The 24,859-nt window shown below is 61.3% G+C and carries 21 protein-coding genes; 11 read left to right on the top strand and 10 right to left on the bottom strand.

The window, feature by feature from the left end:
- Positions 1–101 precede the first annotated feature (101 nt).
- Positions 102–1,247 (top strand): sterol desaturase/SRPBCC family protein, encoded by a 1,146-nt coding sequence (locus tag ACWIKB_RS24370; protein ID WP_475269931.1) that lies wholly within the window; start codon positions 102–104, stop codon positions 1,245–1,247.
- A gap of 59 nt (positions 1,248–1,306) precedes the next feature.
- The gene (locus ACWIKB_RS24375; RefSeq protein WP_475270114.1) at positions 1,307–2,323 is read left to right on the top strand and encodes an SMP-30/gluconolactonase/LRE family protein; all 1,017 of its coding nucleotides are present in this window, start codon (positions 1,307–1,309) and stop codon (positions 2,321–2,323) included.
- An 87-nt stretch (positions 2,324–2,410) separates the two neighbouring features.
- Here the strand turns inward: ACWIKB_RS24375 and ACWIKB_RS24380 are convergent, their stop codons facing one another.
- Positions 2,411–2,587, bottom strand: coding sequence for a hypothetical protein (locus tag ACWIKB_RS24380; protein ID WP_475269933.1), 177 nt, complete (start codon positions 2,585–2,587; stop codon positions 2,411–2,413).
- Between the two features lie 100 nt (positions 2,588–2,687).
- Complete coding sequence (locus ACWIKB_RS24385; RefSeq protein WP_475269935.1) at positions 2,688–2,930, bottom strand: DUF465 domain-containing protein; 243 nt, start codon at positions 2,928–2,930, stop codon at positions 2,688–2,690.
- A gap of 215 nt (positions 2,931–3,145) precedes the next feature.
- On the opposite strand from ACWIKB_RS24385, the gene ACWIKB_RS24390 reads away from it, so the two are divergent.
- Positions 3,146–3,667 carry a DUF4142 domain-containing protein gene (locus tag ACWIKB_RS24390; protein WP_475269937.1) on the top strand — a complete coding sequence of 174 codons (522 nt, stop codon included), beginning with the start codon at positions 3,146–3,148 and terminating at the stop codon, positions 3,665–3,667.
- A 210-nt stretch (positions 3,668–3,877) separates the two neighbouring features.
- Here ACWIKB_RS24390 and ACWIKB_RS24395 read toward each other — a convergent pair whose 3' ends face one another.
- Positions 3,878–4,126, bottom strand: coding sequence for a hypothetical protein (locus ACWIKB_RS24395; protein ID WP_475269939.1), 249 nt, complete (start codon positions 4,124–4,126; stop codon positions 3,878–3,880).
- A gap of 324 nt (positions 4,127–4,450) precedes the next feature.
- On the opposite strand from ACWIKB_RS24395, the gene ACWIKB_RS24400 reads away from it, so the two are divergent.
- From ACWIKB_RS24400 to ACWIKB_RS24425, 6 genes are read left to right on the top strand one after another with little or no spacing between them, the layout of a single operon-like run.
- A complete protein-coding gene (locus tag ACWIKB_RS24400; RefSeq protein ID WP_475269941.1) occupies positions 4,451–5,302 on the top strand; it encodes an STAS domain-containing protein in 852 nt (283 codons plus the stop codon).
- A 4-nt stretch (positions 5,303–5,306) separates the two neighbouring features.
- Positions 5,307–5,669 (top strand): STAS domain-containing protein, encoded by a 363-nt coding sequence (locus ACWIKB_RS24405; RefSeq protein WP_475269943.1) that lies wholly within the window; start codon positions 5,307–5,309, stop codon positions 5,667–5,669.
- Complete coding sequence (locus ACWIKB_RS24410) at positions 5,666–6,070, top strand: anti-sigma regulatory factor (protein ID WP_475269945.1); 405 nt, start codon at positions 5,666–5,668, stop codon at positions 6,068–6,070. Before ACWIKB_RS24405 ends, ACWIKB_RS24410 begins: the two co-directional genes overlap by 4 nt.
- Positions 6,067–7,071 carry an ATP-binding protein gene (locus ACWIKB_RS24415; RefSeq protein WP_475270116.1) on the top strand — a complete coding sequence of 335 codons (1,005 nt, stop codon included), beginning with the start codon at positions 6,067–6,069 and terminating at the stop codon, positions 7,069–7,071. Before ACWIKB_RS24410 ends, ACWIKB_RS24415 begins: the two co-directional genes overlap by 4 nt.
- Positions 7,064–7,939 (top strand): sensor histidine kinase, encoded by an 876-nt coding sequence (locus ACWIKB_RS24420; RefSeq protein ID WP_475269947.1) that lies wholly within the window; start codon positions 7,064–7,066, stop codon positions 7,937–7,939. Before ACWIKB_RS24415 ends, ACWIKB_RS24420 begins: the two co-directional genes overlap by 8 nt.
- Positions 7,929–9,872, top strand: coding sequence for a response regulator (locus ACWIKB_RS24425; protein ID WP_475269949.1), 1,944 nt, complete (start codon positions 7,929–7,931; stop codon positions 9,870–9,872). Before ACWIKB_RS24420 ends, ACWIKB_RS24425 begins: the two co-directional genes overlap by 11 nt.
- 191 nt (positions 9,873–10,063) lie before the next feature.
- On the opposite strand, the gene ACWIKB_RS24430 is transcribed toward ACWIKB_RS24425, so the two are convergent.
- The 7 genes from ACWIKB_RS24430 to ACWIKB_RS24460 form a co-directional block, all read right to left on the bottom strand.
- Complete coding sequence (locus ACWIKB_RS24430; protein ID WP_475269951.1) at positions 10,064–12,694, bottom strand: excinuclease ABC subunit UvrA; 2,631 nt, start codon at positions 12,692–12,694, stop codon at positions 10,064–10,066.
- 142 nt (positions 12,695–12,836) lie between these two features.
- Positions 12,837–14,948 (bottom strand): ATP-binding protein, encoded by a 2,112-nt coding sequence (locus tag ACWIKB_RS24435; RefSeq protein ID WP_475269953.1) that lies wholly within the window; start codon positions 14,946–14,948, stop codon positions 12,837–12,839.
- 281 nt (positions 14,949–15,229) lie between these two features.
- The gene (locus ACWIKB_RS24440) at positions 15,230–18,328 is read right to left on the bottom strand and encodes an error-prone DNA polymerase (RefSeq protein ID WP_475269955.1); all 3,099 of its coding nucleotides are present in this window, start codon (positions 18,326–18,328) and stop codon (positions 15,230–15,232) included.
- Complete coding sequence (locus ACWIKB_RS24445; protein ID WP_475269957.1) at positions 18,304–19,719, bottom strand: Y-family DNA polymerase; 1,416 nt, start codon at positions 19,717–19,719, stop codon at positions 18,304–18,306. Before ACWIKB_RS24445 ends, ACWIKB_RS24440 begins: the two co-directional genes overlap by 25 nt.
- A gap of 7 nt (positions 19,720–19,726) precedes the next feature.
- On the bottom strand, positions 19,727–20,344 hold the full coding sequence (gene imuA, locus ACWIKB_RS24450) for a translesion DNA synthesis-associated protein ImuA (protein ID WP_475269959.1): 618 nt from the start codon (positions 20,342–20,344) through the stop codon (positions 19,727–19,729).
- Positions 20,344–20,961 carry a transcriptional repressor LexA gene (gene lexA / locus ACWIKB_RS24455; protein ID WP_475269961.1) on the bottom strand — a complete coding sequence of 206 codons (618 nt, stop codon included), beginning with the start codon at positions 20,959–20,961 and terminating at the stop codon, positions 20,344–20,346. The genes imuA and lexA overlap by 1 nt, the downstream gene beginning before the upstream one ends.
- A 185-nt stretch (positions 20,962–21,146) precedes the next feature.
- Positions 21,147–22,082: a LysR family transcriptional regulator gene (locus ACWIKB_RS24460; protein WP_475269963.1), complete on the bottom strand. Its 936-nt coding sequence runs from the start codon at positions 22,080–22,082 to the stop codon at positions 21,147–21,149.
- A gap of 103 nt (positions 22,083–22,185) precedes the next feature.
- On the opposite strand from ACWIKB_RS24460, the gene ACWIKB_RS24465 reads away from it, so the two are divergent.
- Both ACWIKB_RS24465 and ACWIKB_RS24470 read left to right on the top strand, forming a co-directional pair.
- The gene (locus ACWIKB_RS24465; protein ID WP_475269965.1) at positions 22,186–23,928 is read left to right on the top strand and encodes an amidohydrolase; all 1,743 of its coding nucleotides are present in this window, start codon (positions 22,186–22,188) and stop codon (positions 23,926–23,928) included.
- 97 nt (positions 23,929–24,025) lie between these two features.
- A complete protein-coding gene (locus ACWIKB_RS24470) occupies positions 24,026–24,763 on the top strand; it encodes a TorF family putative porin (RefSeq protein WP_475269967.1) in 738 nt (245 codons plus the stop codon).
- Positions 24,764–24,859 lie beyond the last annotated feature (96 nt).

Raw genomic sequence — 24,859 nt, forward strand, 5'->3', positions numbered from 1 at the left:
CTTTTTCACCGGAGCATGGCATTTGTGCCCTCAAGCTTCGTCGAGCCTGATCGGCGGGATCGGCTAATCTGCTGTGATAACAATAATCACAGGTGAGCGCAGTGAGGCAGACCACCCAGGCATTTCGCACCCGTTACCGTGCCGACATTCATCGGCTCTACAACCCGTGGCTGCACGGCGCGTTTGTACTGCTGTTCGGTATTGTCGCCATCGGCGGGTTCTGGCGCACCGTGCAGCAGGTCCAGCCGCTGGAATGGCTGGCGGTGCCGCTGACGCTGTTGTTCTTCAACTTCGGCGTGTACATGGTGCATCGGCATCTGGGGCATCACAAAAAAAGCTTCGCGCGGATGTTCTATGCCCGGCATGCCGGTGACCATCACAGCTTTTTCGCCCCCGGCCACATGACCTACGACAGCGCCCGGGACTGGCGGGTGATTCTGTTTCCGGCCTGGCTGATCGTGCTGCACACGGTGGTGATCACCCTGCCCCTCTGGTGGCTGTTTTCACAGCTCAACGCCAACGTCGCCGGGCTGTTCGGCGGCTGCATGGTCCTGGGCTATCTGACGTATGAAGTGTTTCACGCCTGCGAGCATTTACCGCCGCGTAACCCGATTACACGCTTGCCGTGGATTCGCCAGATGCGCCGCCTGCATGAACTGCATCACCGCCGCGAGCTGATGCAGGAGCGCAACTTCAATATCGTGTTTCCGCTGATGGATTACCTGTTCGGCACCCTCTATTGGGAACCGGAGCACGCCAACCCGCACCCGACGAGAACGCCCATGACCCGCATGCAACATCAGATCGAGATTGCCGGTAATCCAATTGCCGTGCTCGCCTACGCCAGCACCGTTACCCGTTGGCCGGAGTGGCATCCGTCTTCTCTCAAGGTCGATGGCCAGACGGGCCCGCTGCATGCCGGGTCGCGGTTCGAGGAGGACATCCGCGCCGGCGGGCGTGACGGGCACTTGCGCTGGAAGGTCGAGGAGTATCTGCCGGGGCGCCGCTGGAGTGCCCAGGCCCGGGGCGATCATGGCTTGTCGCTGGTGGTGACTTACGAGTGCGAGGCCATGGGTGACGGCACGCGGTTTGTTCGTACCCTGGATTATCAGTTCAGCGGCTTGGGCATGCGTATCGCCAATCAACTGCTGCTCAAACGGCGTATCGATCAAGAATCGGCAGCGTCGATGCTGGCGCTGCGCGACATGGCGCAAAAGCACCTGGCCCCCGCAGGAGTAAGCGCGTGAAAGCAGTCTTCAGGGTTCTGTTGCTGCTGATCATCGTCATTGTTGCCTATTTGCTGTTGATGCCGAACAAGGCGCAACCGGTGGCCTGGACACCGCCATCGGCGCCATCCCTGACCAGCGGCGTGTATGCCGAGAATCAACGGCTCAAGGACGTGGAGCGTATCGGTTCTTCAGACATCGACGGGCCCGAGGCGCTGCTGTTGGAAAACGATGAGCTGCTCACCGGCCTGCATGACGGTCGGGTGATTCGCAGCAGCCTCGACGGCAACGTCAGGACCGTGCTGACCGATACGGGTGGCCGGCCTCTGGGGTTGGCCCGGCATCCCAACGGTTTGCTGGTGATCGCTGACGGGGTCAAGGGTTTGCTGTCTCTCGATGCACAGGGTCGGGTCATTCCGTTGACCACCGAGGCGAATGGCGTGCCGTTCGGTTTTACCGATGACGTGGTGATCGACAAGCCAGGGCACTATGCCTACTTCAGCGATGCGTCGAGTCGTTGGGGTTATGGCAAGGATGGCGAGGCGATCATCGAGCACGGCGGCGACGGTCGTTTGCTGCGCTATGACTTCCAGACCGGCAAGACCGCCCTGCTGCTGGACAAACTGGAGTTCGCCAACGGCGTCACCCTCGGGCCGGACGATTCCTTTGTGCTGGTCAATGAAACCGGTGCGTATCGCATCAGCCGTTATTGGCTGACCGGGCCGAAAGCCGGGACGCATGATGTGTTCATCGACAACTTGCCGGGGTTACCGGACAACCTGGCGTTCAACGGCAGCAACCGTTTCTGGGTGGCACTGTATGCGCCGCGCAGCAAACTGCTTGATGCCACGGCACAGCATCCGTTCGTACGCAAAATGATCGTGCGGGCGCTGACCGTGCTGCCCAAACCGGTGGAGAAACGGGCGTTCGCGCTGGGGCTGGATCTGGACGGCAAGGTGATTGCCAATCTGCAGGACGCCGGCAGCGGCAATTACTCGCCGATCACCACGGTGCGCGAGTATGGGGACTGGCTGTATTTCGGTTCGCTTACAGAGAAGCACATGGTGCGGTTGCCGTTGGCCAAGGCATTGCACTAAAGATCACAATCAAAAGATCGCAGCCTTCGGCAGCTCGGGTATTCGCAATCCCATGTAGGCGCTGCCGAAGGCTGCGATCTTTTGATCTTACGGTTTTGCCCTGTCACGCTGCTCCGAAGGCTTGCCCTTCTCATCCTCAGGCAATTCGTCACCATCCGGCTCTTCGGGCTTGACTGTATTGTGCTGCGGGCTAAGCGGTTCAGGATGCGTCGGGATCGGGTCGTACCCGCCCTGCTCTTCGCTCGGGAATTTGGGGTGAGTCATGAAGGCACCTCTCAGCGAGTCATGAATGTTGAGACTCTGTACGTTCGAGGTGCCGGTCTTTATCGCCGTTCCAATTATTCATCCACCGATTGTCGGTGAATCAGGACGACGCCTGGAGTTGTTTGACGATCTTGTCCTTGACCAGCAATCGCTGTTCCTTGAGCTTTTTCAGTGCGTCGTCGCTGGGTGCATCCGATTGGGCGGTTTCAGCCTTGACCACCTCGGCGTCCGCCTGGGAATACTTGTTGATCAGTGAATCCAGTAACGGATCCTTGGTGCGTTTTTGCTGGATAACTTCCTTTGAAATTTTCAAGTCCTGATAAAGGTCGTGTGGCACCGGCATGGAACACCTCCGTTTGTTGATCGGTAGCAAACGCGATCAATTGCGTTCACCAACTATCAGAATGGCCTCGGTTACCCGGTTCTGTCGACCTCCTGTCAGACCAGCGGTGTCCGTTCGTCGTCCTTTTGCATTTGCGATCAAACCTTTCGTCCAGCGCCAGCCTCCATTGAATAACGATCACCTCGATCGCTTATCACCCGTGTGGAGAATAACCAATGGACGGATTTACCCTGCGCCACCTCGCCCTGGCTGTTGCCTTGAGCACCAGCATGGGCACCGCGTTCGCGGCCACTTCCAATGATTTTGTCGATAACGCTGCCGCTGGCGGTATCGCTGAAGTTGAAACCAGCAAACTGGCCCTGGAAAAAAGCTCATCGGCGGACATCAAGTCTTTCGCCAACATGATGATCACCGATCACACCAAGGCCAACGATGAGCTGGCAGCCCTGGCGAAACAGCACGACATCAAGGTGCCGGACAGCACGACGATGGTGAATCAGGCCAAGGCGAAAATACTCGACCTGCGCGATGAATCCTTCGACGCGGCCTACGCCAACAATCAGGTGAAGGCCCACGAAGACACCATTGCACTGTTCAAGAAAGAAGCCGATACGGTGACCGACGACAAAAAACCGGGCGCCACTGAGCTGAAAGGCTTTGCGCAGAAAATGCTGCCGGCGCTGCAAAAACACTTGGAAGCGGCGAAAGAACTGCAAGCGAAGCATCCAAGCAAATAACCGGCGCAATCCCCTGTAGGAGCGAAGCTTGTGTGGCGAGGGGGCTTGCCCCCGTTGGGGTGCGAAGCACACCTAAACCAGTCACCGCAATCTTGCAATTGTAATGCGGTGACTAAGTTTACGATTGCTCCGCAATCGAACGGGGGCAAGCCCCCTCGCCACACAAGCTCGCTCCCACAGTTTTTATAGGTGTGGGTTCTTATTCCGCGCCTAGCCGCCATCCGTGTCGATATCGGCATCCGTCTCATCACTGGGCTTTGGCCGGTCGGGATGCGGTTTGAAGCCCGGGCTGAACTCGTTGTCGTTGTCGGTGTGGATATTTTTCTGGTCGACGGCGCTGTTGGCGCTGTCCGGCTCAGGGGTTTCGCTGTCACCTTCTCCCGGCGTCTGCGGGTCGATTGCCGGGTCATTGCGGTTGACCGCCTGGTCCTGCTGCTGCGTCATTGATTCTTCTTTCATAAGCACCTCGTTTTTCACTGCACAAGCGCGGCTGAAACAGTCGTGCCTTGAAGATTCGAAGCCATCCCCGGCGCAACGTTCAATTGCATGAACCGTAGGAGCTGCCGAAGGCTGCGATCTTTTGATCTTCGGCGCCTGTTGAATCGCTATAAATCAAGAGAAAGATCAAAAGATCGCAGCCTTCGGCAGCTCCTACTAGAGTTGTGCCCTAAGGATGAAAAAATCCTTCCGTCAGCGAACAACTATTTCGCACGGCAAATGTCACTGATTTGCGCCGATCACTTTTCACGGTATCGGCCTTTCATTTTCAGGGAGTCAAGGCATATGGCGGCACTGCAACGCAACACACTCGACGCGATCAAAAACAACCAGACGCAACTGCTCGCCGAATGGACGAACAGCCTCGAGACCAGTGGTGCTACGCGTAACATCAAGGAACTCGACCTCAAGCAACAGACGTCGGATTTCCTTCATCTGATCATTTCCGGGCTGGAACAAGGCAACAGCCAGAACGTCGCCGCCCCGGGTTGGGACGAGATTCGCCAGTTCCTCGAAAAACTGTCCCAAAGCCGTGCTCAACTGGGCCTGGACTCGCAACAGACCGCCAGTTTCATCTTCGCACTCAAAGGCCCGCTGTTTACCCTGTTGCAGGCGCACTACCGCGACGACCCCGCGCAATTGGCCGAACAACTCTGGGAAATCTCCGAGCTGCTCGACTCATTGGGCATGCACACCATCCGCACGTTCCAGAAGTCCCGCGAAGCGGTGATCAAACGCCAGCAGGAAGAACTGCTGGAGCTGTCGACCCCGGTGGTCAAGCTCTGGGATGGCGTGCTCGCGCTGCCGATGATCGGCACCCTCGATTCGCAACGCACCCAGGTGGTGATGGAATCGCTGCTGCAACGGATCGTCGACACAGGATCGGAAATCGCCATTATCGACATCACCGGTGTGCCAACCGTCGATACCCTGGTGGCGCAACACTTGCTCAAGACTGTCACCGCGATTCGCCTGATGGGCGCCGACTGCATCATCAGCGGCGTGCGTCCGCAGATCGCCCAGACCATCGTGCACCTGGGCCTGGACCTGCAAGGCGTGGTGACCAAGGCCAACCTGGCCGATGCCCTGAAACTGGCCCTGACCCGCCTGGGAATCAGCGTCAACAAGGCGGTATAAGCCGATGGAGCGTATTCCGATTCTGAAAATGGGCGACTTCCTGCTGGTGACCATTCAGGTCGACATGCATGACCAGCTCGCCATGACCCTTCAGGACGACCTGTCCGAGCGCATCAGCAATACCTCCGCCCGGGGCGTGCTGATCGATATCTCGGCGCTGGACATGGTCGACTCATTCATCGGCAGGATGATCGGGACCATCTCTGGGTTGTCGAAAATCATGGACGCTGAAACCGTGTTAGTGGGCATGCAACCGGCCGTGGCGATCACCTTGGTCGAGCTCGGCCTGACGCTGCCTGGCGTCAGCACCGCGTTGAATGTCGAGCGCGGCATGAAACTGTTGCAGGACCGAGTACGCGAACAATGACTGTGCGCAGCAGCGGTAGCCAACCGATTTCTATCGAGCAGGACGTCGTGCTGGCCCGTCAGACCGCGCGCAAACTGGCGCAGGAATGCGGCATGCGTCTCATCGACCTGACCAAACTGGTGACTGCCGTCAGCGAGCTGGCGCGCAATACCATGGTCTACGGCGGTGGCGGCGACATGGACTGGCAGATTCTCGACGAGAACGCCCGCACCGGGCTGCGCCTGACCTTCCGCGACGAAGGGCCTGGCATCCCGGACATCAAACTGGCAATGACCGACGGCTGGACCTCCGGTAGCGGCCTTGGCCTGGGGCTGACCGGGGCCAAGCGCCTGGTGGAAGAGTTTGAGCTGGAAACCGAGCCTGGCAAAGGCACTCGCATAACGATTACCCGATGGACATGAATATTGGCGGCACTCTGACGCAGGTTCTGCCGATCGAGGACAGCAGTCAGATCGGTCATGCCCGGCGCACCGCACAACAACTGGCGGAGAAACACGGCTTCGATGCCACCGATGCCGGTCGCGTCGCGCTGGTGGTCACGGAGCTGGCGAGCAATGTGCTCAAGCATGCGGGACGGGGCGAACTGCATGTGCGGACCTTGCCTCGTCCGTCAGGCTTCGGGATCGAAATTCTTGCGGTGGACCGCGCCGCAGGCTTTGATTTGCAGGCGTGCCTGGCCGATGGCTTTTCGACTCGCGGCACCCAGGGCATCGGATTGGGCGCGGTGTCGCGCCAGACAGAAGTGTTTGATGTGTATGCCGATCACCGAGGCGCGGTGCTGCTGACCCGTTTATACCCGCGCAGCGACAAGGCGCCGGATCGACGTGTCGGCGTCAGCCAGCACTCATTGCACCAAGACCCGGCATGCGGCGATGTCTGGCACCTGGCCTTCGACGGTGGCTGCATCAGCGCCTTGGTGATCGATGGCCTCGGCCATGGCGAAGAAGCCGAACGGGCCGCCCGCGCCGGAGAGAAAGTCTTTGCCCTGGCACCGTTCGCCTCGCCGACACTGTTGCTTGAGGACATGCACCAAGCCATGATCGGCACCCGTGGCGGCGCGGCGGCCTTTGCACAATTCAACGGCGATGCCTTGAAGTTCGTCGGTATCGGCAACATTGGCGCCAGCCTGATCGGCGCGGACAAATCCCGTGGCCTGGCCTCCCACCCTGGCATCGTCGGCGGCCAATACCGGCGCGCTCAACCTTTTGACTATGCTCAAGTGAACGGACACCTATTGATCATGTACAGCGATGGCCTGCAGTCCCGTTGGAACCTGCAAGACTACCCCGGGCTGGTGCACCGTCATCCCGCCGTGATTGCCGCTGTCCTGCACCGCGATTTCTGTCGTGGGCGGGACGATGTCACGGTATTGGTCGTTGCCCTGGAGGCCGCCCATGGCTGAGTCACCCAACCTTACGCCAGACGAACAGTCGACGCTGATCGCGCAATTGCAGGGCGAGGCCATTGCGTTGCGCGACGAACTCGACGAAACCAATCAGGGCGTGCTGGCGCTGTACGCCGAACTCGATGAACAGGCCGAGCAATTGCGCCAGGCCTCGGACCTGAAAAGCCGATTCCTGTCGTACATGAGCCATGAATTCCGCACGCCACTGGGCTCGATCCTGAGCATTACCGGCCTGCTGACCGATGAGCTCGACGGTCCCTTGAGCCCCGAGCAACACAAACAAGTGGCGTTTGTCAGCGGTGCCGCGCGGGAACTGAGCGACATGGTCGACGACCTGCTGGATCTGGCGAAAATCGAGGCCGGGCGCATCAGCATTTCCCCGGCATGGTTCGACATGCTCGACCTGTTCGCCGCCCTGCGCGGCATGTTCCGGCCGATTGTCGATGGCAGCGCCGTGGACCTGATCTTCGAAGAGCCGGTCGGCCTTCCACGGCTGTTCACCGATGACAAAAAACTCGCGCAAATCCTGCGCAACTTCATTTCCAACTCGCTGAAGTTCACCACCCGCGGTGAAGTACGGGTCTCGGCGCGGCTGGAAGACAGTGATCACGTGCGTTTTGCCGTCAGCGACACTGGAATAGGTATCGCCCCGGAGCTACATGGCGCATTGTTCGAGGACTTTTCCCAGGTCGATTCGCCATTGCAGAAACGCCTGCGCGGCACCGGGCTTGGACTGTCCCTGTGCAAACGCTTCGCCGAGCTGCTGGGGGGCGAGGTCGGGGTGCAGAGCACGCCAGGGACGGGTTCGACCTTTTTCGTGATCATCCCGCTGGCCATCGCCGTGGAGCCTGCCGATGAAACGTGACATTCGTTTGTTGATCGTCGATGACAACGTCGCCACCCGCTACGCCCTGCGCCGACGCCTGGAACGCCACGGCTACGAAATCCTCGAGGCCGGTACCGGTGGCGACGGCTTGGCGCTGATCGACAGCGAACTGATCGATGCACTGATCCTCGACGTCAATCTGCCGGACATGAGCGGCTTCGACATCGTGCGCAAACTGCGCGCCGAGGCGGCCACCGCCCTGCTCCCGGTGATTCATGTGTCGGCGGCCTCGATCCAGACCGGCGACATCATTACCGGCCTCGACGCGGGCGCCGATGCCTACCTGATCCACCCCGTGGACCCGGACGTATTGTTGGCGACCCTGCGCACGTTGCTGCGGGTGCGCGACACCGAGAACGCCTTGCGCGAAAGCGAGGCGCGGTTCCGCGAGATTTTCACCAATGTCTCGGCGCCTATCGCGGTGATGGACGCGACGCTCAAAGTCCACGAATGCAATCACGCCTTCGCCCAGTTGATCCAGGAAAACCTCGACCCGAACAGCCTGCGCGAATGCTTTGCCGACGATCAGGGCGCGGTGATTGATGAGCTGCGCCTGCGCCTGGCCTACGGCGAGCGCTGGAAAGGCACGCTGAACATGCGGGTCGAAGGCCAGGTACGGGAAACCGAGTGGCAGATTTCGCCGTATCGCACCCCGGAATTGAGCCTGGTGTTCGTCGAAGACGTCACCGAACACCGCCATCGCGAACGCTCGCACCTGGCCCGGCTCGATGACGCCACCACGCAACTGGCCAAGGAAGTCGCCGAACGGGTGCGCACCGAGGCACAGCTGCTGCAAGTGCAAAAGATGGATGCGCTGGGCAAGCTGACCGGGGGCATCGCCCATGACTTCAATAATTTGCTCACCGGCATCATCACCAGCCTGGAGCTGATCCAGAAACGGGTCGCCGATGGCCGCACCGACAAGGTTCAGTTCTACGCCGAAGCCGCGCTTAACTCAGCCATGAGCGCCGCGTCCCTGACCCATCGCCTGCTGGCCTTCGCCCGTCAGCAACCGCTGGATACCCGGCCGGTGGACATTAACGAGAACATCCGCTCCCTTGAAGAACTGCTGGTGCGTACCATCGGCGAGCGCATCGCGTTGAAACTGGAATTGACCACCAAGCCCTCCATTGCCCTGGTCGATCCGATCCAGTTGGAAAGCGCCGTGCTCAACCTGGTGATCAATGCCCGGGATGCGCTGCCTCAGGGCGGCAATATCTGGGTCAGCACCTACGCCGCCTATTCCCACGGCGACCCGAATCTGGCGGACGGCGCTTATATCGCGCTGGCAGTGCGTGATGACGGTACCGGCATCGAACACAGCGTGATCGACAAAGTGTTCGACCCGTTCTTCACCACCAAGCCCCTCGGCCAGGGCACCGGGCTGGGGCTGTCGACCATTTACGGCTTCGCCCGGCAGTCCGGGGGCGATGCGCATATCCGCAGCGTGGCGCGGCGTGGCACCGAGGTGACTATCATGCTGCCGGCCAGCGCTGATTCCCTGGCGACTGAAACGGCATCGGTGGTAGTGGATTCCCAGGGCTCGGGCGAGCATGTGCTGATCGTCGAAGACATGCCGTCGGTGCGGATGTTCGTCGCCGAGGTGCTGGTGGACGCCGGTTATCGCTGCACCCAGGTGGAAGACATTGAAAGTGCCCTGGAGCGGTTACAGAACGATCCGTCGATTGACCTGATGCTGACTGACGTTGGCCTGCCGCGCATGAGCGGTCGCGAGTTGGCGGATGTCGCCCGAGGCTGGCGCGAAGGGTTGCCGATCCTGTTCATGACCGGCTACGCGGAAAACGCCCTCAACCGCCAAGTGTTCCTCGGCGAAGGCATGGACATGCTGGTCAAGCCGTTTCAGATCAGCGAATTGCTGGACAAGGTTCGGCGCAGCCTCGACGGCGCCTGAGTAACTCAAGATCAAAAGATCGCAGCCTTCGGCAGCTCCTACGCCGATCCCTGTAGGAGCTGCCGAAGGCTGCGATCTTTTGACTGTTCGTTCCCACGCTCCGCGTGGGAATGCCTCAAGGGATGCTCCGCGTTCCAAGGGGACGCAGAGCGTCCCGGGCTGCATTCCCACACGGCGCGTGGAAACGATCATCAGCGCAGCACCCTCGCCAAAAACGGCGCTGTCCGGCTCTTCTTGTTCTTGGCGACTTGTTGCGGTGTGCCGGCCACCACGATTTTGCCACCCTGATCCCCGGCCCCCGGCCCGATGTCGATCACCCAGTCACTCTGGGCCACCACGCGCATTTCATGCTCGACCACAATCACCGTGTGCCCCGCCGTCACCAACGTATTCAACTGCTCCAGCAACCGGTCCACATCCCGTGGATGCAAACCAGTGGTGGGCTCATCGAGTACATACAAGGTCGCGCCGCGCTGGTTGCGTTGCAGCTCAGTCGCCAGTTTGATCCGCTGGGCTTCGCCGCCGGACAGTTCGGTCGCCGGTTGACCCAGTCGCAGATAACCCAGGCCTATATCGCGAAGTACTTCCAGCGAACGGCGAATCCCCGGTTGCTCGGCAAACACCGTAACCGCATCGTCCACCGTCAATTGCAACACCTGGGCGATGCTCAGGTCCTGCCAGGTGATGGCCAGGGTCTGCGGGTTGTAGCGCGCACCGTGGCAGGTCGGGCACGGCGCGTAGACGCTCGGCATGAACAGCAACTCGACACTGACAAACCCCTCGCCTTCGCAAGTCGGGCAACGGCCCTTGGCGACGTTGAAGGAAAACTGCCCGGCATCAAAACCCTCGGCCTGTGCCTGGGGCGTGGCGGCGAACAGTTTGCGCACGTTGTCGAATAGCCCGGTGTAAGTCGCCAGGTTCGAACGCGGCGTACGGCCGATGGGTTTCTGATCGACTTGCACCAGGCGCTTGATCGATTCCAGCCCCGCCGTGACCTGTCCGCCGCTGACTTGCGGCGCGTCGTCTTCAAGGCTCAATTCTTCCGGCTCGCTGGCCGTCGTCGCACGGCCCAAGTGCGCGCCGACCAATTCGAGTAACGCCTGGCTGACCAGACTCGACTTGCCGGAACCCGACACGCCAGTCACCGCTGTAAAGCAGCCCAAGGGAAACTCGGCGCTGAGGTTGTTCAGGTTATTGCGGGTGATGCCTTCCAGGCGCAGCCAGTCCTTTGCCTTGCGGGTGGTGCGTTTCGCGCTGACCTGCTCGGCGAACAGGTAGGTGCGGGTCTGGGAATCGGTGATGTGCTCCAGCCCTGAAGGATGGCCGCTGTAGAGAATGTGGCCGCCATGCTCGCCCGCCGCCGGGCCCACATCGATCAACCAATCGGCACGGCGCATGGTTTCCAGATCGTGCTCGACCACAAACAAGGTGTTGCCCGCCGCTTTCAAGCGCTGCAAAGCTTCAAATAATGCTTCGCCATCCGCCGGGTGCAGGCCGGCGGATGGCTCGTCCAGTACGTAGATCACGCCAAACAACTGCGAGCCCAATTGCGTTGCCAGGCGCAGACGCTGCAACTCACCGGAAGACAGGGTCGGCGTGCTGCGCTCCAGGGCCAGATAACCGAGGCCGAGGTCAGTCAAGGTGCTGACCCGCTCCAGCAAATCCTGGGCGATGCGTTGCGCCGCCAGGCGTTTCTCCACGGACAGGTTCGGCGTGTGGCGCACGTCCGGCGCGTTGGCGTGACCGCTGGCACCGTGGGCGACGCGCTGTTCGCGGGCCTCGCGGGTCTGCGCATGGGTCAGCACTTCGCCGGGTTGATCCGGTTGTTCAAGGTAACTGTGAGCCGCGACAGGACGCAGCACTTCGGCCACTTGCAGCAACGGCATCTGCGACAGTTCACCGATGTCGTATCCGGCAAACGTCACCGACAACGCTTCACGCTTGAGCCGCTTGCCGTCGCACAACGGACAGGGGCTGCCGAGCATGAACTGCGAGACGCGCTTCTTCATCAAGGCACTTTGGGATTGGCTGAAGGTGTGCAGGATGTAGCGCCGGGCGCCGGTGAAGGTGCCTTGGTAACTCGGTTCCATTTTGCGCTGGAGGGCAACTCTGGTTTCTTGCGGGGTGAGCCCGGCGTACACCGGCACGGTCGGGGTTTCTTCGGTGAGGAGAATCCAGTCGCGCTGCTTTTTCGGCAGCTTTTTCCAGGGAATGTCGACGTCGATACCCATGGTCACCAGGATGTCGCGCAGGTTCTGGCCCTGCCAGGCCAGCGGCCACGAGGCGACGGCCCGCTGGCGGATGGTCAGACTCGGGTCCGGGACCATCAGCGCTTCGGTCACTTCATAGACGCGCCCCAGACCATGGCATTCAGCGCACGCACCTTGCGGCGTGTTCGGTGAAAAGTCCTCGGCATACAACATCGCCTGCCCTGGCGGATAACTGCCGGCGCGGGAATAGAGCATGCGGATCAGGCTCGACAGCGTGGTCACGCTGCCCACCGAAGAACGGGTACTCGGCGTGCCTCGCTGTTGTTGCAGGGCCACGGCGGGCGGCAGGCCTTCGATGGAATCGACGTCCGGCACCCCGACCTGATCGATTAAGCGTCGGGCATAAGGCGCCACGGATTCGAAATAGCGCCGTTGCGCTTCGGCGTAGAGGGTTGAAAACGCCAGCGACGACTTGCCCGAACCGGACACACCGGTGAACACCACCAGGGCATCCCGGGGAATGTCCACGTCAATGTTCTTGAGGTTGTGTTCCCGGGCGCCGCGCACCCTGACCATGCCGGAGGGAGGGTTGGAGGTGCGCTTTGAAGTCATGAAATAACCTTAAATAAATAACTGAAAAAACACCGAACCCCTGTGGGAGCGGGCTTGCTCGCGAAAGCGGTGTGTCAGACGACATCAATGTTGAATGTCAGACCGCATTCGCGAGCAAGCCCGCTCCCACATTTGACTGGGGTTAACCATTGAGGACCATACGCACCATTTGGGTCAGTGCTTCAGGCCCATACGGTTTGCTGAGCAAATGCGTATCCGGGCTCAACTGGTGATTGCGCGAAATAATGTCTCGGGTGTGGCCTGAGGTAAACAGCACCGCCACTGGCGGGTTCTGCACCTTGGCCCAGGCCGCGAGGTCCGAACTTTTGATCAGGCCAGGCATGACCACGTCGGTGAAGATCATGTCCACGGCCACGCCCTCCAGCAACATTTTCATGGCCATGTCGCCGTTGGCGGCGGTCAGCACCCGGTAGCCTTCTTCGCGCAGCAATTCCACCGCCGAGACGCGCACCGCTTCGTTATCCTCGACCACCATAATGGTTTCATGCCCGCCCCGTTGCTGCGGCCCCGGCAGCGGTGTTTCATTGGGCAACGGTCGCAGGCTGCGCGGGAAATACAACTGCACTCGCGTGCCTTCGCCGACCACGCTGGACATCTCGATATGCCCGCCGCTCTGCTTGACGAACCCGAACACCATGCTCAAACCAAGACCGGTGCCCTGGCCCTCAGCCTTGGTGGTGAAAAACGGTTCGAACGCCTGGGCCAGCACCTGGGGTGACATGCCGCCGCCGGCGTCAGTCACCGTGACGCGAAGGTAGTCACCGGCGACGATGTCCTTACCCGCGCAGAACCGCCGGTCCAGGACGATGTTCTCGGCGCTCAGGCCAATCATGCCCTCGCCCTTCATGGCATCACGGGCATTGATCGCCAGATTGAGGATGGCGTTTTCCAACTGATTGCGATCCACATGAATACGCCAGGCATCGTTGGCCACCGCCACATTGATCTGAATGGTTTCCCCCAGCGCCCGTTGCAGCAATTCCCCCAGTCCATCGAAGATCTGCCGGGGTTCGCAGACGGCCGGCGACAGGGGTTGGCGTCGGGCAAACGCGAGCAGTTGCGAAGACAACTTGGCCCCGCGCTCGACCGCCGCAATCGAGGCACTGACCCGGCGCTGCACATTGAGGTTGTCCGGCTCATGGCGAGCCAGCAAATGCAGGTTGCCGGCAATCACTTGCAGCAAGTTATTGAAGTCATGGGCCACGCCGCCGGTGAGGCCGCCGATGGCTTCGAGCTTCTGCGCCTGGCGCAATTGCTCTTCCGCCGCCAGCCGCGCATCGACTTCATCGGCAACGCGCTGCTCCAGGTTGCGGGTGAACTTGAGCAAGGATTCTTCGGCTATTTTGCGTTCGTGGATATCGATCAACACACCTGGAAACCGAAACGGTTTGCCCTGTTCATTGAACTCGCAGCAGCCGCTGGCCAGCACCCACAGGTAAGTGCCGTCGGGGCGCAAGACGCGGTATTCGGCGTTGTAGGGCGCGCCGGTTTTCACCGATTGATCGACTTGCTCCTGAACCCAGTCAAAGTCATCGGGGTGAATCCGCGACTCAGCGATGCCGGTGGGCAAATCGGCCAGGTCCTGGTGCGCAGGATAGGAAAAGGTGCGGGCAAAACGCTCATCCCCGGACAGCACATTGGCCTCGATGTCCCAGACGAACGAGCCGAGCAACGCCCCGGCATTGAGCGCCAGGCGCACCCGTTCGTTGTCGGCACGGTAGGCGTTCTCGGCTTCCTGGCGCCGACGTTCGGAAATCACATGGTCGGTGGTTTCGACCACCATCGCCAGAACCCCGGCAGGACGCCCTTCATCATCGGCAATCGGGCTGTAATAGAGGTCCAGCCAGACGTCTTCCGGAACGCCATCGCGCAACAACACCAGCTCTTTATTGCGATAGGACAACGTGCCGCCCGCCAGACAGGTATCGAGCACATGACGATTGAACTCAGCCACTTCCGGCCACCCCAACTCTACCGGCACCCCCAGCAGATAGGGATGGCGGCCGCCGGCGAAGACCGAGTAAGCGTCGTTGTAGATCATGTAGCCGAGCCGCCCCCAGAGCATCACCATCGGCAGCGGCGAAGCGAGCATCAACTGCACCGTGCTGCTCAGGCTGCGGGGCCAGTCATCGATGTTGCCAAGCTCGGTCTGGCGCCAGTCGAACGCACGAATGCGCCCGGCCATTTCGCCAGTCCAGCCAGCACACCCGTGGCTATCTGATAAAAACTGCATTGGCTGACTCTGTGTCCTGTATTGGCGCCCGTTTGTTTCGAGCACTGCGGTTGCCAATGGTTTCATAGAGGTATAGCTGATTCTTGCATTCCCTAATATGGGAGCGTACGACGTCGAGATGTTTTCTCTATAGGCCATTCGATGCGGCTGGGGAATGGGTGGTCTTACGGATGTATGTGGATCATGTAGGAGCTGCCGCAGGCTGCGATCTTTTGGCGCCCTCCAGATTGCGGAAGATCAAGATCAAAAGATCGCAGCCTTCGGCAGCTCCTACAGGGGACTCAGCGGAAATCCCGGCTGCGCACGCTGATGCCGTCGAGCAGCGGACTCAAATCGCTCAAGCGTCCGGCAATCAGGTGTCGCACCTCGCCTTCCCTTTCCCAACGCCCGTCAACCTTGAGCAATTGCGAGCCGACCAGCACCTGGCGCTGCCGTTCGGCGAGGTCGCGCCAGACCACCACGTTGACGTTACCGAACTCGTCTTCGAGGGTGACGAAGGTCACGCCGCTGGCGGTGGCCGGTCGTTGGCGACCGGTCACCAGCCCCGCGATGCTGACGGGCCGGCCATGTTCGACGTCGAGCAATTCCTGCGAACTGCGGCAACGCCGGGCCTTCAACTGCGGGCGCAACAGCGCCAGCGGATGCGGGCCGAGGGTGGTGCCAACGGCGGCGTAATCGGCTTGCAGGTCTTCGCCTACGGTGGGCTTGGGCAGTGCCACTTCAGGTTCTTCCTGACGCGGCAACCCGGCGAACAACCCGAGTTGCTTTTGCACCCCCGCCACTTCCCAGCGCGCCCGATGGCGGTCGCCGGCCAGACCACGCAAGGCCCCGGCATCGGCCAGTTGCTCCTGGGCGCGGGCGTCGAGTTGCGCTCGCTCGCCGAGGTCGGCGATGTCGGTGAACGCGCCCCTCGACCGTGCGGTTTCGATGCGCCGGGCATCGTCCTCGCGAAAGCCCTTGATCATCCGCAGCCCCATGCGAATCGCCGGTTGCGCCCCGCTGATCGGTTCCAGGCTGCAATCCCAGTCGCTGGCGCGCACGTCCACCGGGCGAATCTGCAAATGATGCCGGCGGGCGTCCTGCAGAATCTGGTCCGGGCTGTAGAAGCCCATGGGCCAGCTGTTGATCAGTGCACAGGCGAAGGCCGCCGGTTCGTGGCATTTGAGCCAGCAACTGGCGTAGGTCAGCAAGGCGAAACTGGCGGCGTGGGATTCGGGAAAACCGTAGCTGCCGAAGCCTTTGATCTGTTCGAAGATCTGCGCGGCGAACTCTGCCGTGTAGCCGTTGTGCTTCATCCCGGCGGCCAGACGTTCCTTGTGCGGTTCCAACCCGCCATGACGTTTCCAGGCAGCCATGGAGCGGCGCAGTTGATCGGCCTCGCCGGGGCTGTAATCGGCGGCGACGATGGCGATCTGCATCACCTGTTCCTGGAACAGTGGCACGCCCAAGGTGCGCTTGAGCACGGTTTCCAGTGCCGGAGACGGATAGACCTCGGGTTCTTCCTTGTTTCGACGGCGCAGATACGGATGCACCATGCCGCCCTGGATCGGCCCCGGACGGACAATCGCTACCTCGATCACCAGGTCGTAGAAATTCACCGGTTTGAGCCGGGGCAGCATCGACATCTGCGCCCGGGACTCGATCTGGAACACCCCGATGGTGTCGGCACGGCCAATCATTTCGTAGGTGGGTTTGTCTTCGGACGGGATCGTCGCCAGGCTCAGGTCAAGGTTTCGATGGCGACGCAGCAGATCGAAACAGCGGCGAATCGCGCTGAGCATGCCCAGCGCGAGGATATCGACCTTGAGCAACCCGACCGCGTCGAGGTCGTCTTTGTCCCACTGAATAATGGTGCGCTCGGCCATGGCGGCGTTTTCCACCGGCACCAGGCTGTCCAGCGGTTGCTCGGAAATCACGAAGCCGCCGGGGTGTTGGGACAGGTGCCGAGGGAAACCGATCAACTGCCCGGTCAGGCTCAAGACCCGGTGCAACACCGGGCTCTCAGGATCGAACCCGCCTTCCAGCAGGCGTTCTACGGGTGGGGTCTTGTCACTCCAGTGACCACAGCAATCGGCCAGGGCGTTAACCTGATCCGGCGGCAAGCCCAAGGCCTTGGCCACATCGCGCACCGCGCCGGCCGCATGGTAAGTGCTGACCACGGCGGTCAGCGCGGCGCGGGTGCGGCCATAGCGCTGGAACACGTACTGCAAGACCTCCTCACGGCGTTCATGCTCGAAATCCACGTCGATGTCCGGCGGTTCGTTGCGCTCCTTCGAGAGGAAACGCTCGAACAACAATGTGGTGCGATCCGGGTCGATTTCCGTGATTCCCAAGGCATAACACACCGCCGAGTTGGCCGCCGAACCGCGACCCTGACAGAGAATTTTTTGCTCGCGGGCGAAGCGCACAATGTCGTGAACCGTGAGGAAATAGCTTTCGTAGCCCAGCTCGGCGATCAGCTTCAACTCTGCGTCGATCTGCGTCAGCACCTCAGGTTTTGGCGCTATTTTCCAGCGCCACTGGATGCCCTCTTCGGTCAAATGACGCAGCCAGGAAGTGGCTGTATGTCCTTGCGGCACCAACTCCCGGGGATATTGATAGCGCAACTGGCCGAGATCGAAGGTGCAACGCCGGGCAATGACCAGGGTTTCATCGAGCAAGGCTCGCGGATAGATTTCGCCCACAACGTCGAGGCTGCGAAGGTGCCGCTCGCCATTCGGATGAAGGCGCAACCCGGCCGCCGCCACCGGCAGGTGATGGCGGATCGCGGTCATGGTGTCCTGCAAGGCACGCCGGCCACGGGCATGCATATGCACATCGCCACTGGCCACTGCCGGGATTCGCAGCTCCCTGGCCAACATCAGCAGGTCATTCAGCCGCCGGGGATCATCCTGCCCACGATGCAACTGGACCGCCAGCCACAGGCGCTCGGCGAAGACCTGTTTGAGCCAATGACCGCTTTGAAAATCATCTACCGCATCCGGCACCCACAATGCCAGTAACCCTGGCAACGGTTCGCTGAAGTCCTCGCGCAGCACTTGGTACTGGCCTTTTTGCGTGCGCCGACGGGCACGGGTGATCAGCCGGCACAACGTTTGATAGCCCTCGAGGTTTTCCACCAACAGCACCAGTTTCGGCCCACCCTCGATGCGGATTTCGCTGCCGATAATCAGCGGCAGCTCGACAGACTTGGCCGCTTGCCAGGCCCGGACAATGCCGGCCAACGTGCATTCATCAGTGATTGCCAGGGCCTGATAGCCTTGGTGTTTCGCCCGCTGAAATAACTCCAGAGCGCTGGAGGCCCCGCGCTGGAAACTGAAGTTCGACAGGCAATGCAGTTCGGCATATTCGACGTTCATGCGAACCAGCCCTGCAGCCACAAAGGACCGTCTTCACCCACCGCCCGATAGGCCCAACCCTGTTGGCCGGAGTGGGTCTGGATCAGGTAGTAATCCCGGCGCACATCGGCGCCGTCCCACCAGCCGGACTCGATGCGTTCCGGCCCCATGAGGATGCGCGTCGACGCTTCGTGCACCGCCAGCGGTTCGGTCAGCAGCCAGCCCGGCCGCTTTACCTCCGGCAGCCCGCCACAGAACTGGCTGTCGACACTCGTCTGCCAGGCACACTCGGGGCGGTGATCGGCCTGGAAACGCAAACCCTGCACCGCCTCGTCCCCCAGTCGTGCGCGCAGACGTTCGCGCAACTGCTCCCAGGGCAAGGACTGCTGCGGACGGTCGTCGAACAGTTCCTGGCGTTGCGGCACGAAGCTCGGCAGGTCTTCGGCGCGCAGGCGAAAACCGCGCACCGGGGCCTCGACCTGCACCTGCTCCAGACGCCCCCGGGCCAGTTCGAAGAGCATCGCCGGATCGCGTTCGGCGCTGAGCAGCCCGACCTTGATCACACTGTCCGGCAACCCGGCGTGTTCCAGGTGCAGGTCGAAGCGCTGCACGCCGCTGTCCCGTCCGCAGAGGAACGCCGACAGATCACCGGTCAGTCGACGCAATGGAAACAGCAGCGCCTGATGGGATTGCACATCGAAGTTGAGCTCGATGCGCACATCGAAGCGGTCCGGCGGCAGATAAAACGCCAGGGCCAGGTGGCGCAAACCAAGCAAGGCGTCCAGATGCTTGAGCACCTGGGCCTCGAAACGCCGGGCCAGGGTATGCCGGGGCAACGCCTGCACCTGGCTCAAGGTGCGCAGGCCCATGCGCATCAACGCCGTGGACACCGAAGGTTCGAGGGCGATCCGGTCGATGGGCAACTGCCCCAGGTGATAGCCCAAGGCCTGATCGTCCGGCACCACCAGCCCGTCATAAACATTGGCCAGTACCCGCGCCGCCACCGGGTTGGGCGCGGCGACAATCCGGTGACGAAAGCCCAGTTCGGTGAGTTCGCTACGCAAGCGCGCTTCAAACTGCGGCCAGGCACCGAACAGGCCCAGGCTCGACTCGATTTCAAACACCACCGCGCGCGGGTAATGCACGCTGACCTGGGAGCTGAAACCATAGGCCCAGGCCGCAAGAAACTGCTGCCAGTGCTCGATTTCGGCGGCGTCGTACTCGGCCGTGGCAAAGCCTTTACTCAAGGCCTGGGCCGCAGTCATCGACTGGCCGGGGCGCAAGCCCAACGCCCGGGCCGCGCCATTGACCGCTTGCAACACCCGGCGTTGGGCCGGGCCGGTCAGCAGCGCCAACGGCTCGTCGGGATCGGGACGCTGACGCAGTACCGCGTCCAGCGCCAATTGCGGGAACAGAATGCACACCCAGCGCATGGCAACCTCAATGTCCCATGGCAAAGGCAATCGGCGCCGTACGGGCCAACCCGCCCCGGCACTTCAAGACCCGCAATTGCGCAGGCTTGGCATCGATGGCAATGCGCAGGGCAGCCGGCGAAGGGTTGACCGCCTCGGCCAGCGAGCGATAGGCAAACGCCAGGGTCGAACCGGTTTCCGCCGCCACCTGCAAACGTCGCAACGCCCGATCATCGGCCTTGTGCGGCCAACATAGCACCGCGCCGCAACTGCCCGAGCGCAGGCATTGTTCCGCCGCCCACAGCGCATCGCGTTCGCTGGCCTGGATGATCGACAACTGGCGCAGATCGACCCCGGCGTTCTGCCAGGCCTGGGGATACGGCACGTACGGTGGCGCGATCAGCACGATGCGCTCGCCCGCCGCCGACAGCCGCGCCAGCGCCGGCCACACCAGTTGCAACTCGCCGACGCCCTGCCCGGTCAACAAGATTTCGGTAAGCGCCGCTTCCGGCCAGCCCTCGGTCGGCAACGCCGCATCCAGCGCCGCGTGCCCGGTGGGTTGCGGGCTGACGGCCGGGGGCGCAGGTCGGCCCTTCCAGACCTGGCCGCCATTGAACAGCGTATCCAACGCAACGACGGCGCCCATCACCCTTGCCTCACCAGACCGCAGAACACTCCTTCGATGGCCAGATCCTGATCGGCTTCGACGATGATCGGTTTATAGGCCGGGTTGCGCGGCAACAACCGCACCGTGTCGCCGACCCGTTCGAAACGCTTGATGGTGACTTCGCCGTCGAGCCGCGCCACCACGATCTGGCCGTTAAGCGCCTCGGGATTGCGGTGCACGCCCACCAGGTCGCCGTCGAGAATGCCATCCTCGATCATTGAATCGCCCTGGACCCGCAGCATGTAATCCGGCACCCGGGAGAAGATCGACGGATCGAACAGCAAACGGCTGTGCACCTCGGCATCGGCACCAATCGGCGCACCCGCCGCGACCCGGCCGAGCACCGGGATGTCCAGCAACTCGGGACGTGCCGGTTGCCCAAGCAAGCGAATGCCCCGGGCCTGATGCGGGTTGACCTCGATAAAACCGGCCTCGGTCAGCGCCAGCACATGCTTGCGCGCCACGCTGCGAGAGGCGAAACCAAAGGCCTCGCTGATTTCAGCGAGGCTCGGGGACTGACCGTGCTCCGCGATTCGATCGCGGATAAAAGTCAGGATGGCGGTACGGCGGGGAGTGAGAGTCGTCATGGAGTACATTTGTACTCTTTTCAGGTTTTCCTGACAACAACCGTCAATCCGGTAAGCGTTATGTAGGCACCGCGTAGGAGCCGTGTAGGAGCTGACGAGTGAAACGAGGCTGCGATCTCTTGATCTTGCTTTAAAAACAAAGTCAAAAGATCGCAGCCTCGTTTCACTCGTCAGCTCCTACAGGGGAAACCATGTCAGTGACGAGCGCAGTCATCACCCAATCCACGGGCCGCCAGAAACTCCGCGATGTAATCGATAAACGCCACCACCTTGGCCGTCGCCCGCCGATGGCTCGGGTACACCGCCAGAATGTGTGCACCAAAGCTGTCCGGGTCGATGTCGTAGTCGGCCATCAACCGCACCAGTCGCCCGTCGGCGATGTACGGCGCGGCGCTCCAAAGTGGCGTATGCAGCAAGCCACGTCCGGCCAGGGCATTGGCCAGCAGCAAGTCGTAATTGTCACTACGCAGCCGTGGCGACCGGGGTTGCGGCAGGCTCAGGCGCTGGCCGTCGCGTTCGGCCCACCAAAATTCGCGGCTGAGCAACGGATGGCGATACAACAGCCATTCGTGCTCATCCAGCGTTTGCGGCGTCACCGCCACGCCCTTGCGCGCCAGGTAGGCCGGGCTGCCGCACAGCGCCAGGCGATTGCTGCCGACCACCCGGGCGATCAGCCCCGGCAAGTCGTCATGACCCTCGCGCAACGCCAGGTCGTAGCCGCTTTCCAGCAGATTGACGAACTCATCGCACAGGTCCACTTGCAGGTTGATCTGCGGGTATTGCTCCAGAAAGCCGCCGCACACCTGATCCAGAAACGCCTGCCCATACGCCAGCGGCGCGGTGATTTTCAGGCTGCCGCGCAGGCCATGTTGCATCTGCTCGATTTCCTCGCCGGCCTCCTCCAGCCGCTGCAACACCTGACGCGCGGTTTCCAGATAGAGCCGCCCGACTTCCGTCAACAGAATCCGCCGGGTGCTGCGTTCGAACAACCGGGCGCCAAGCTCGGCTTCAAGGTGATTGACCGCTTTGGTCAGGGCCGACGGGGTCTTGCCCAATTGCTCGGCGGCGCGGCTAAAACTACCGAGCTGCGCGGTGGCCACGAACATTTTCAATGCACCCAACTTGTCCATGCTTTTTCCATTCTGGCAAAAACGTTTTTCGTGAGGCAGGCGTTCTGCTGAGCGCGAGCAGCCACTAATCTGGCCATCAGACGCAATAACAAGGAAACATTCAATGAAAAGATTCATCCCGAATCTGTTGATGGCCGCTGTTAGTTTTGCCTCGATGGAAGCCATGGCCGCCACCGATCTGGTGCTGCTCAATGGCAAGATTTTCACCGCCGACCGCGCTCAACCCAAGGTGCAGGCCCTGGCGGTAGAAAACGGCAAAGTGCTGAAAGTCGGTACGGATGCGCAGATCAAAGCCCTGATCGAGTCCGGCACCCAAGTCGTCGACCTCGGCGGCAAGACCCTGATGCCCGGCCTGATCGACAGCCATTCCCACGCGATTTTCGGCGGTCTGGAAATGGTCTCGGCCAATATGGAAGACGAGGTGGTCAGCCTCGATGAACTGGAAAAACGCCTGCGCGGCTGGCGTGACGACGGCAAGGCGAAACATGGCGATGTGCTGAGCGTGGCCGGCATGAGTTCGGCGTATTGGGCGCAGTCCGAAGCGTTCGGCAAGAAATTCAACAGTGGCGAATGGGCTCAGGTGCCCGTGGTGTTCACCGGCAGCGATCACCACACCGCGTGGGCCAACGACGTGATGCTGCAACGCGCCGGCATCGATGCCGCGCTGCTGAAAAACCTGCCCGACGCCGAGAAAGACACAATCGGCAAACTCGCCGATGGCAGCCCAAACGGTTTTCTGGTGGACGCCGGTTGGGACCGGGTCGCTTCGAAAATGCCGGTGCCGAGCGCCGCCGACATGCTCAAAGCCGCGCAATCCGCGGTGCGCTACAACAACAGCCTTGGCATCACCGCGTGGATGGACCCCGCCGCCAACGCCGCGCCCGGCGAGCCCGTGTTCGCCCTCAAACCCACGGAGAAAACCGTCGGCGTACTGCCCGCCTATAAAGCGCTGTCCGAAACCGGCGGCATGACGGTGCACGTCGCTGCACTGTTGGTGGCCAACCCGAAAAGCGTGCCGGCCGATCTCGATGTGCTGGACAAGGTCCGCCAGCAATTCCAGGGCATTCCCAACCTGACCCTGCCGGGGATCAAGATCTTCGCCGACGGCGTGATCGAATACCCGGCCCAGAGTGCGGCGATGATCGATCCGTACAGCAACTCGCACAAACAGGGTGAGTTGCTGATTGATCCCAAGCATTTCGGCGAACTGGTCAGCGCCATCGATCAGCGCGGCTGGCTGGTGCACATCCACGCCATCGGCGACCGCGCGGTGCGCGAATCCCTGAACGGCATCGAGCAGGCGCGCAAGGATCGCCAAAGCGGCATCACTCACTCGATCACGCACCTGCAAATGGTCAACCCGAAGGAGTTTGCGCGGTTCAAACCACTGAACGTCATCGCCTCGATGCAACTGCTGTGGGCCACCGCCGACGATTACACGTTGGACATGATCAAGCCCTACGTCAGCGCCCTGGCCTTCCGTTATCAATACCCGGCGCACTCGTTGCTCAAACAGGGCGCGACCATTGCCGGTGCCAGCGACTGGCCGGTGTCTTCGCCGAACCCCTTCAATGCCATGGCCCAGGCCATCACCCGTGTCGGCCCGCTGGGCGTGCTCAATGGCGATGAACGTCTGGACCGGGAAACGATGTTCTACGCCTACACCCTCAACGCTGCCCGGACCATCGGCCTGGAAAAACAGATCGGTTCGTTGAGCGCTGGCAAGCAGGCAGATTTCATCGTGCTGGATCGCGATGTGTTCAAGGTCGACAACAAAGCCCTGCATGACACCCAAGTGTTGCAAACCTGGTTCGCTGGCCGCGAAGTCTACGCACCCACTTTATAAGAAAACCTATTGCTGCCCGCCCCTGCGCCTGTCGCCGGGGTATGGCGCAGCCTTGTCCGTTATCTGCCCAAAACAATCAAAACAAAGGCACTGACCCATGAAAGCTTTCACCCTGTTCGCCCTTGGTTCTCTAAGTGTGCTGCCCTTGTGCAGCCAGGCCTTACCCCTGAATGATGACTTCAGTGTGCAAGTGGACCTGACCCTGGCCAGCGATTACCGCACTCGCGGCATCTCGCAAACCCAGAACGACCCCGCTGTTCAGGCCGGTGCCACGCTGGCCCACAGCAGCGGTTTGTACGCGGGGGTCTGGAGCTCGAATGTCGATTTCGGCGGCGGCTTGAAAACCCGGCAGGAACTCGATTACTACGCCGGCTGGCTATGGCAGGCGACCGATGCTGTCAGCCTGGATGTCGGTTATCTGCGCTACGCCTACCCCAAAGAGAGCCAGTTCAACCAGAGCGAGGTCTACGGCATTCTCAGTGCCTACGGGGTGAAACTCGGGGCTTATTATTCGGCGGACGCACCGGGCATCGACAGCAAGCAGAGCACGCTGTACAGCTACATCGGTTACGAAACCGAGTTGCCCTATGGGTTGGGTTTGAAACTGCGCTACGGCGAAATGGACTTCAAGGACCCGCACCTGTACTCGTCGAACGGCCACGCCGAAGACGCGTACCACGAATGGGAAGTGAAGCTGACCCACGAACTGGCCGGGGTGATGTTGGGGTTGAGCTACATCGACACGGATTTGTCCCAGAGCCAGTGCATCAGCAATTGGGGTTATGGCGATGTGTGCACCGCGACGGTCGTAGCCAGCATCAGCAAATCCTTCTGACCAACACAAATCCTCTGTGGGAGCGAGCTTGCTCGCGATGGCGGACTTACATTCAGCATCGATGTTGAATGTGTCGGCCTCATCGCGAGCAAGCTC

Source organism: Pseudomonas sp. 5Vm1k (genome assembly GCF_056161485.1).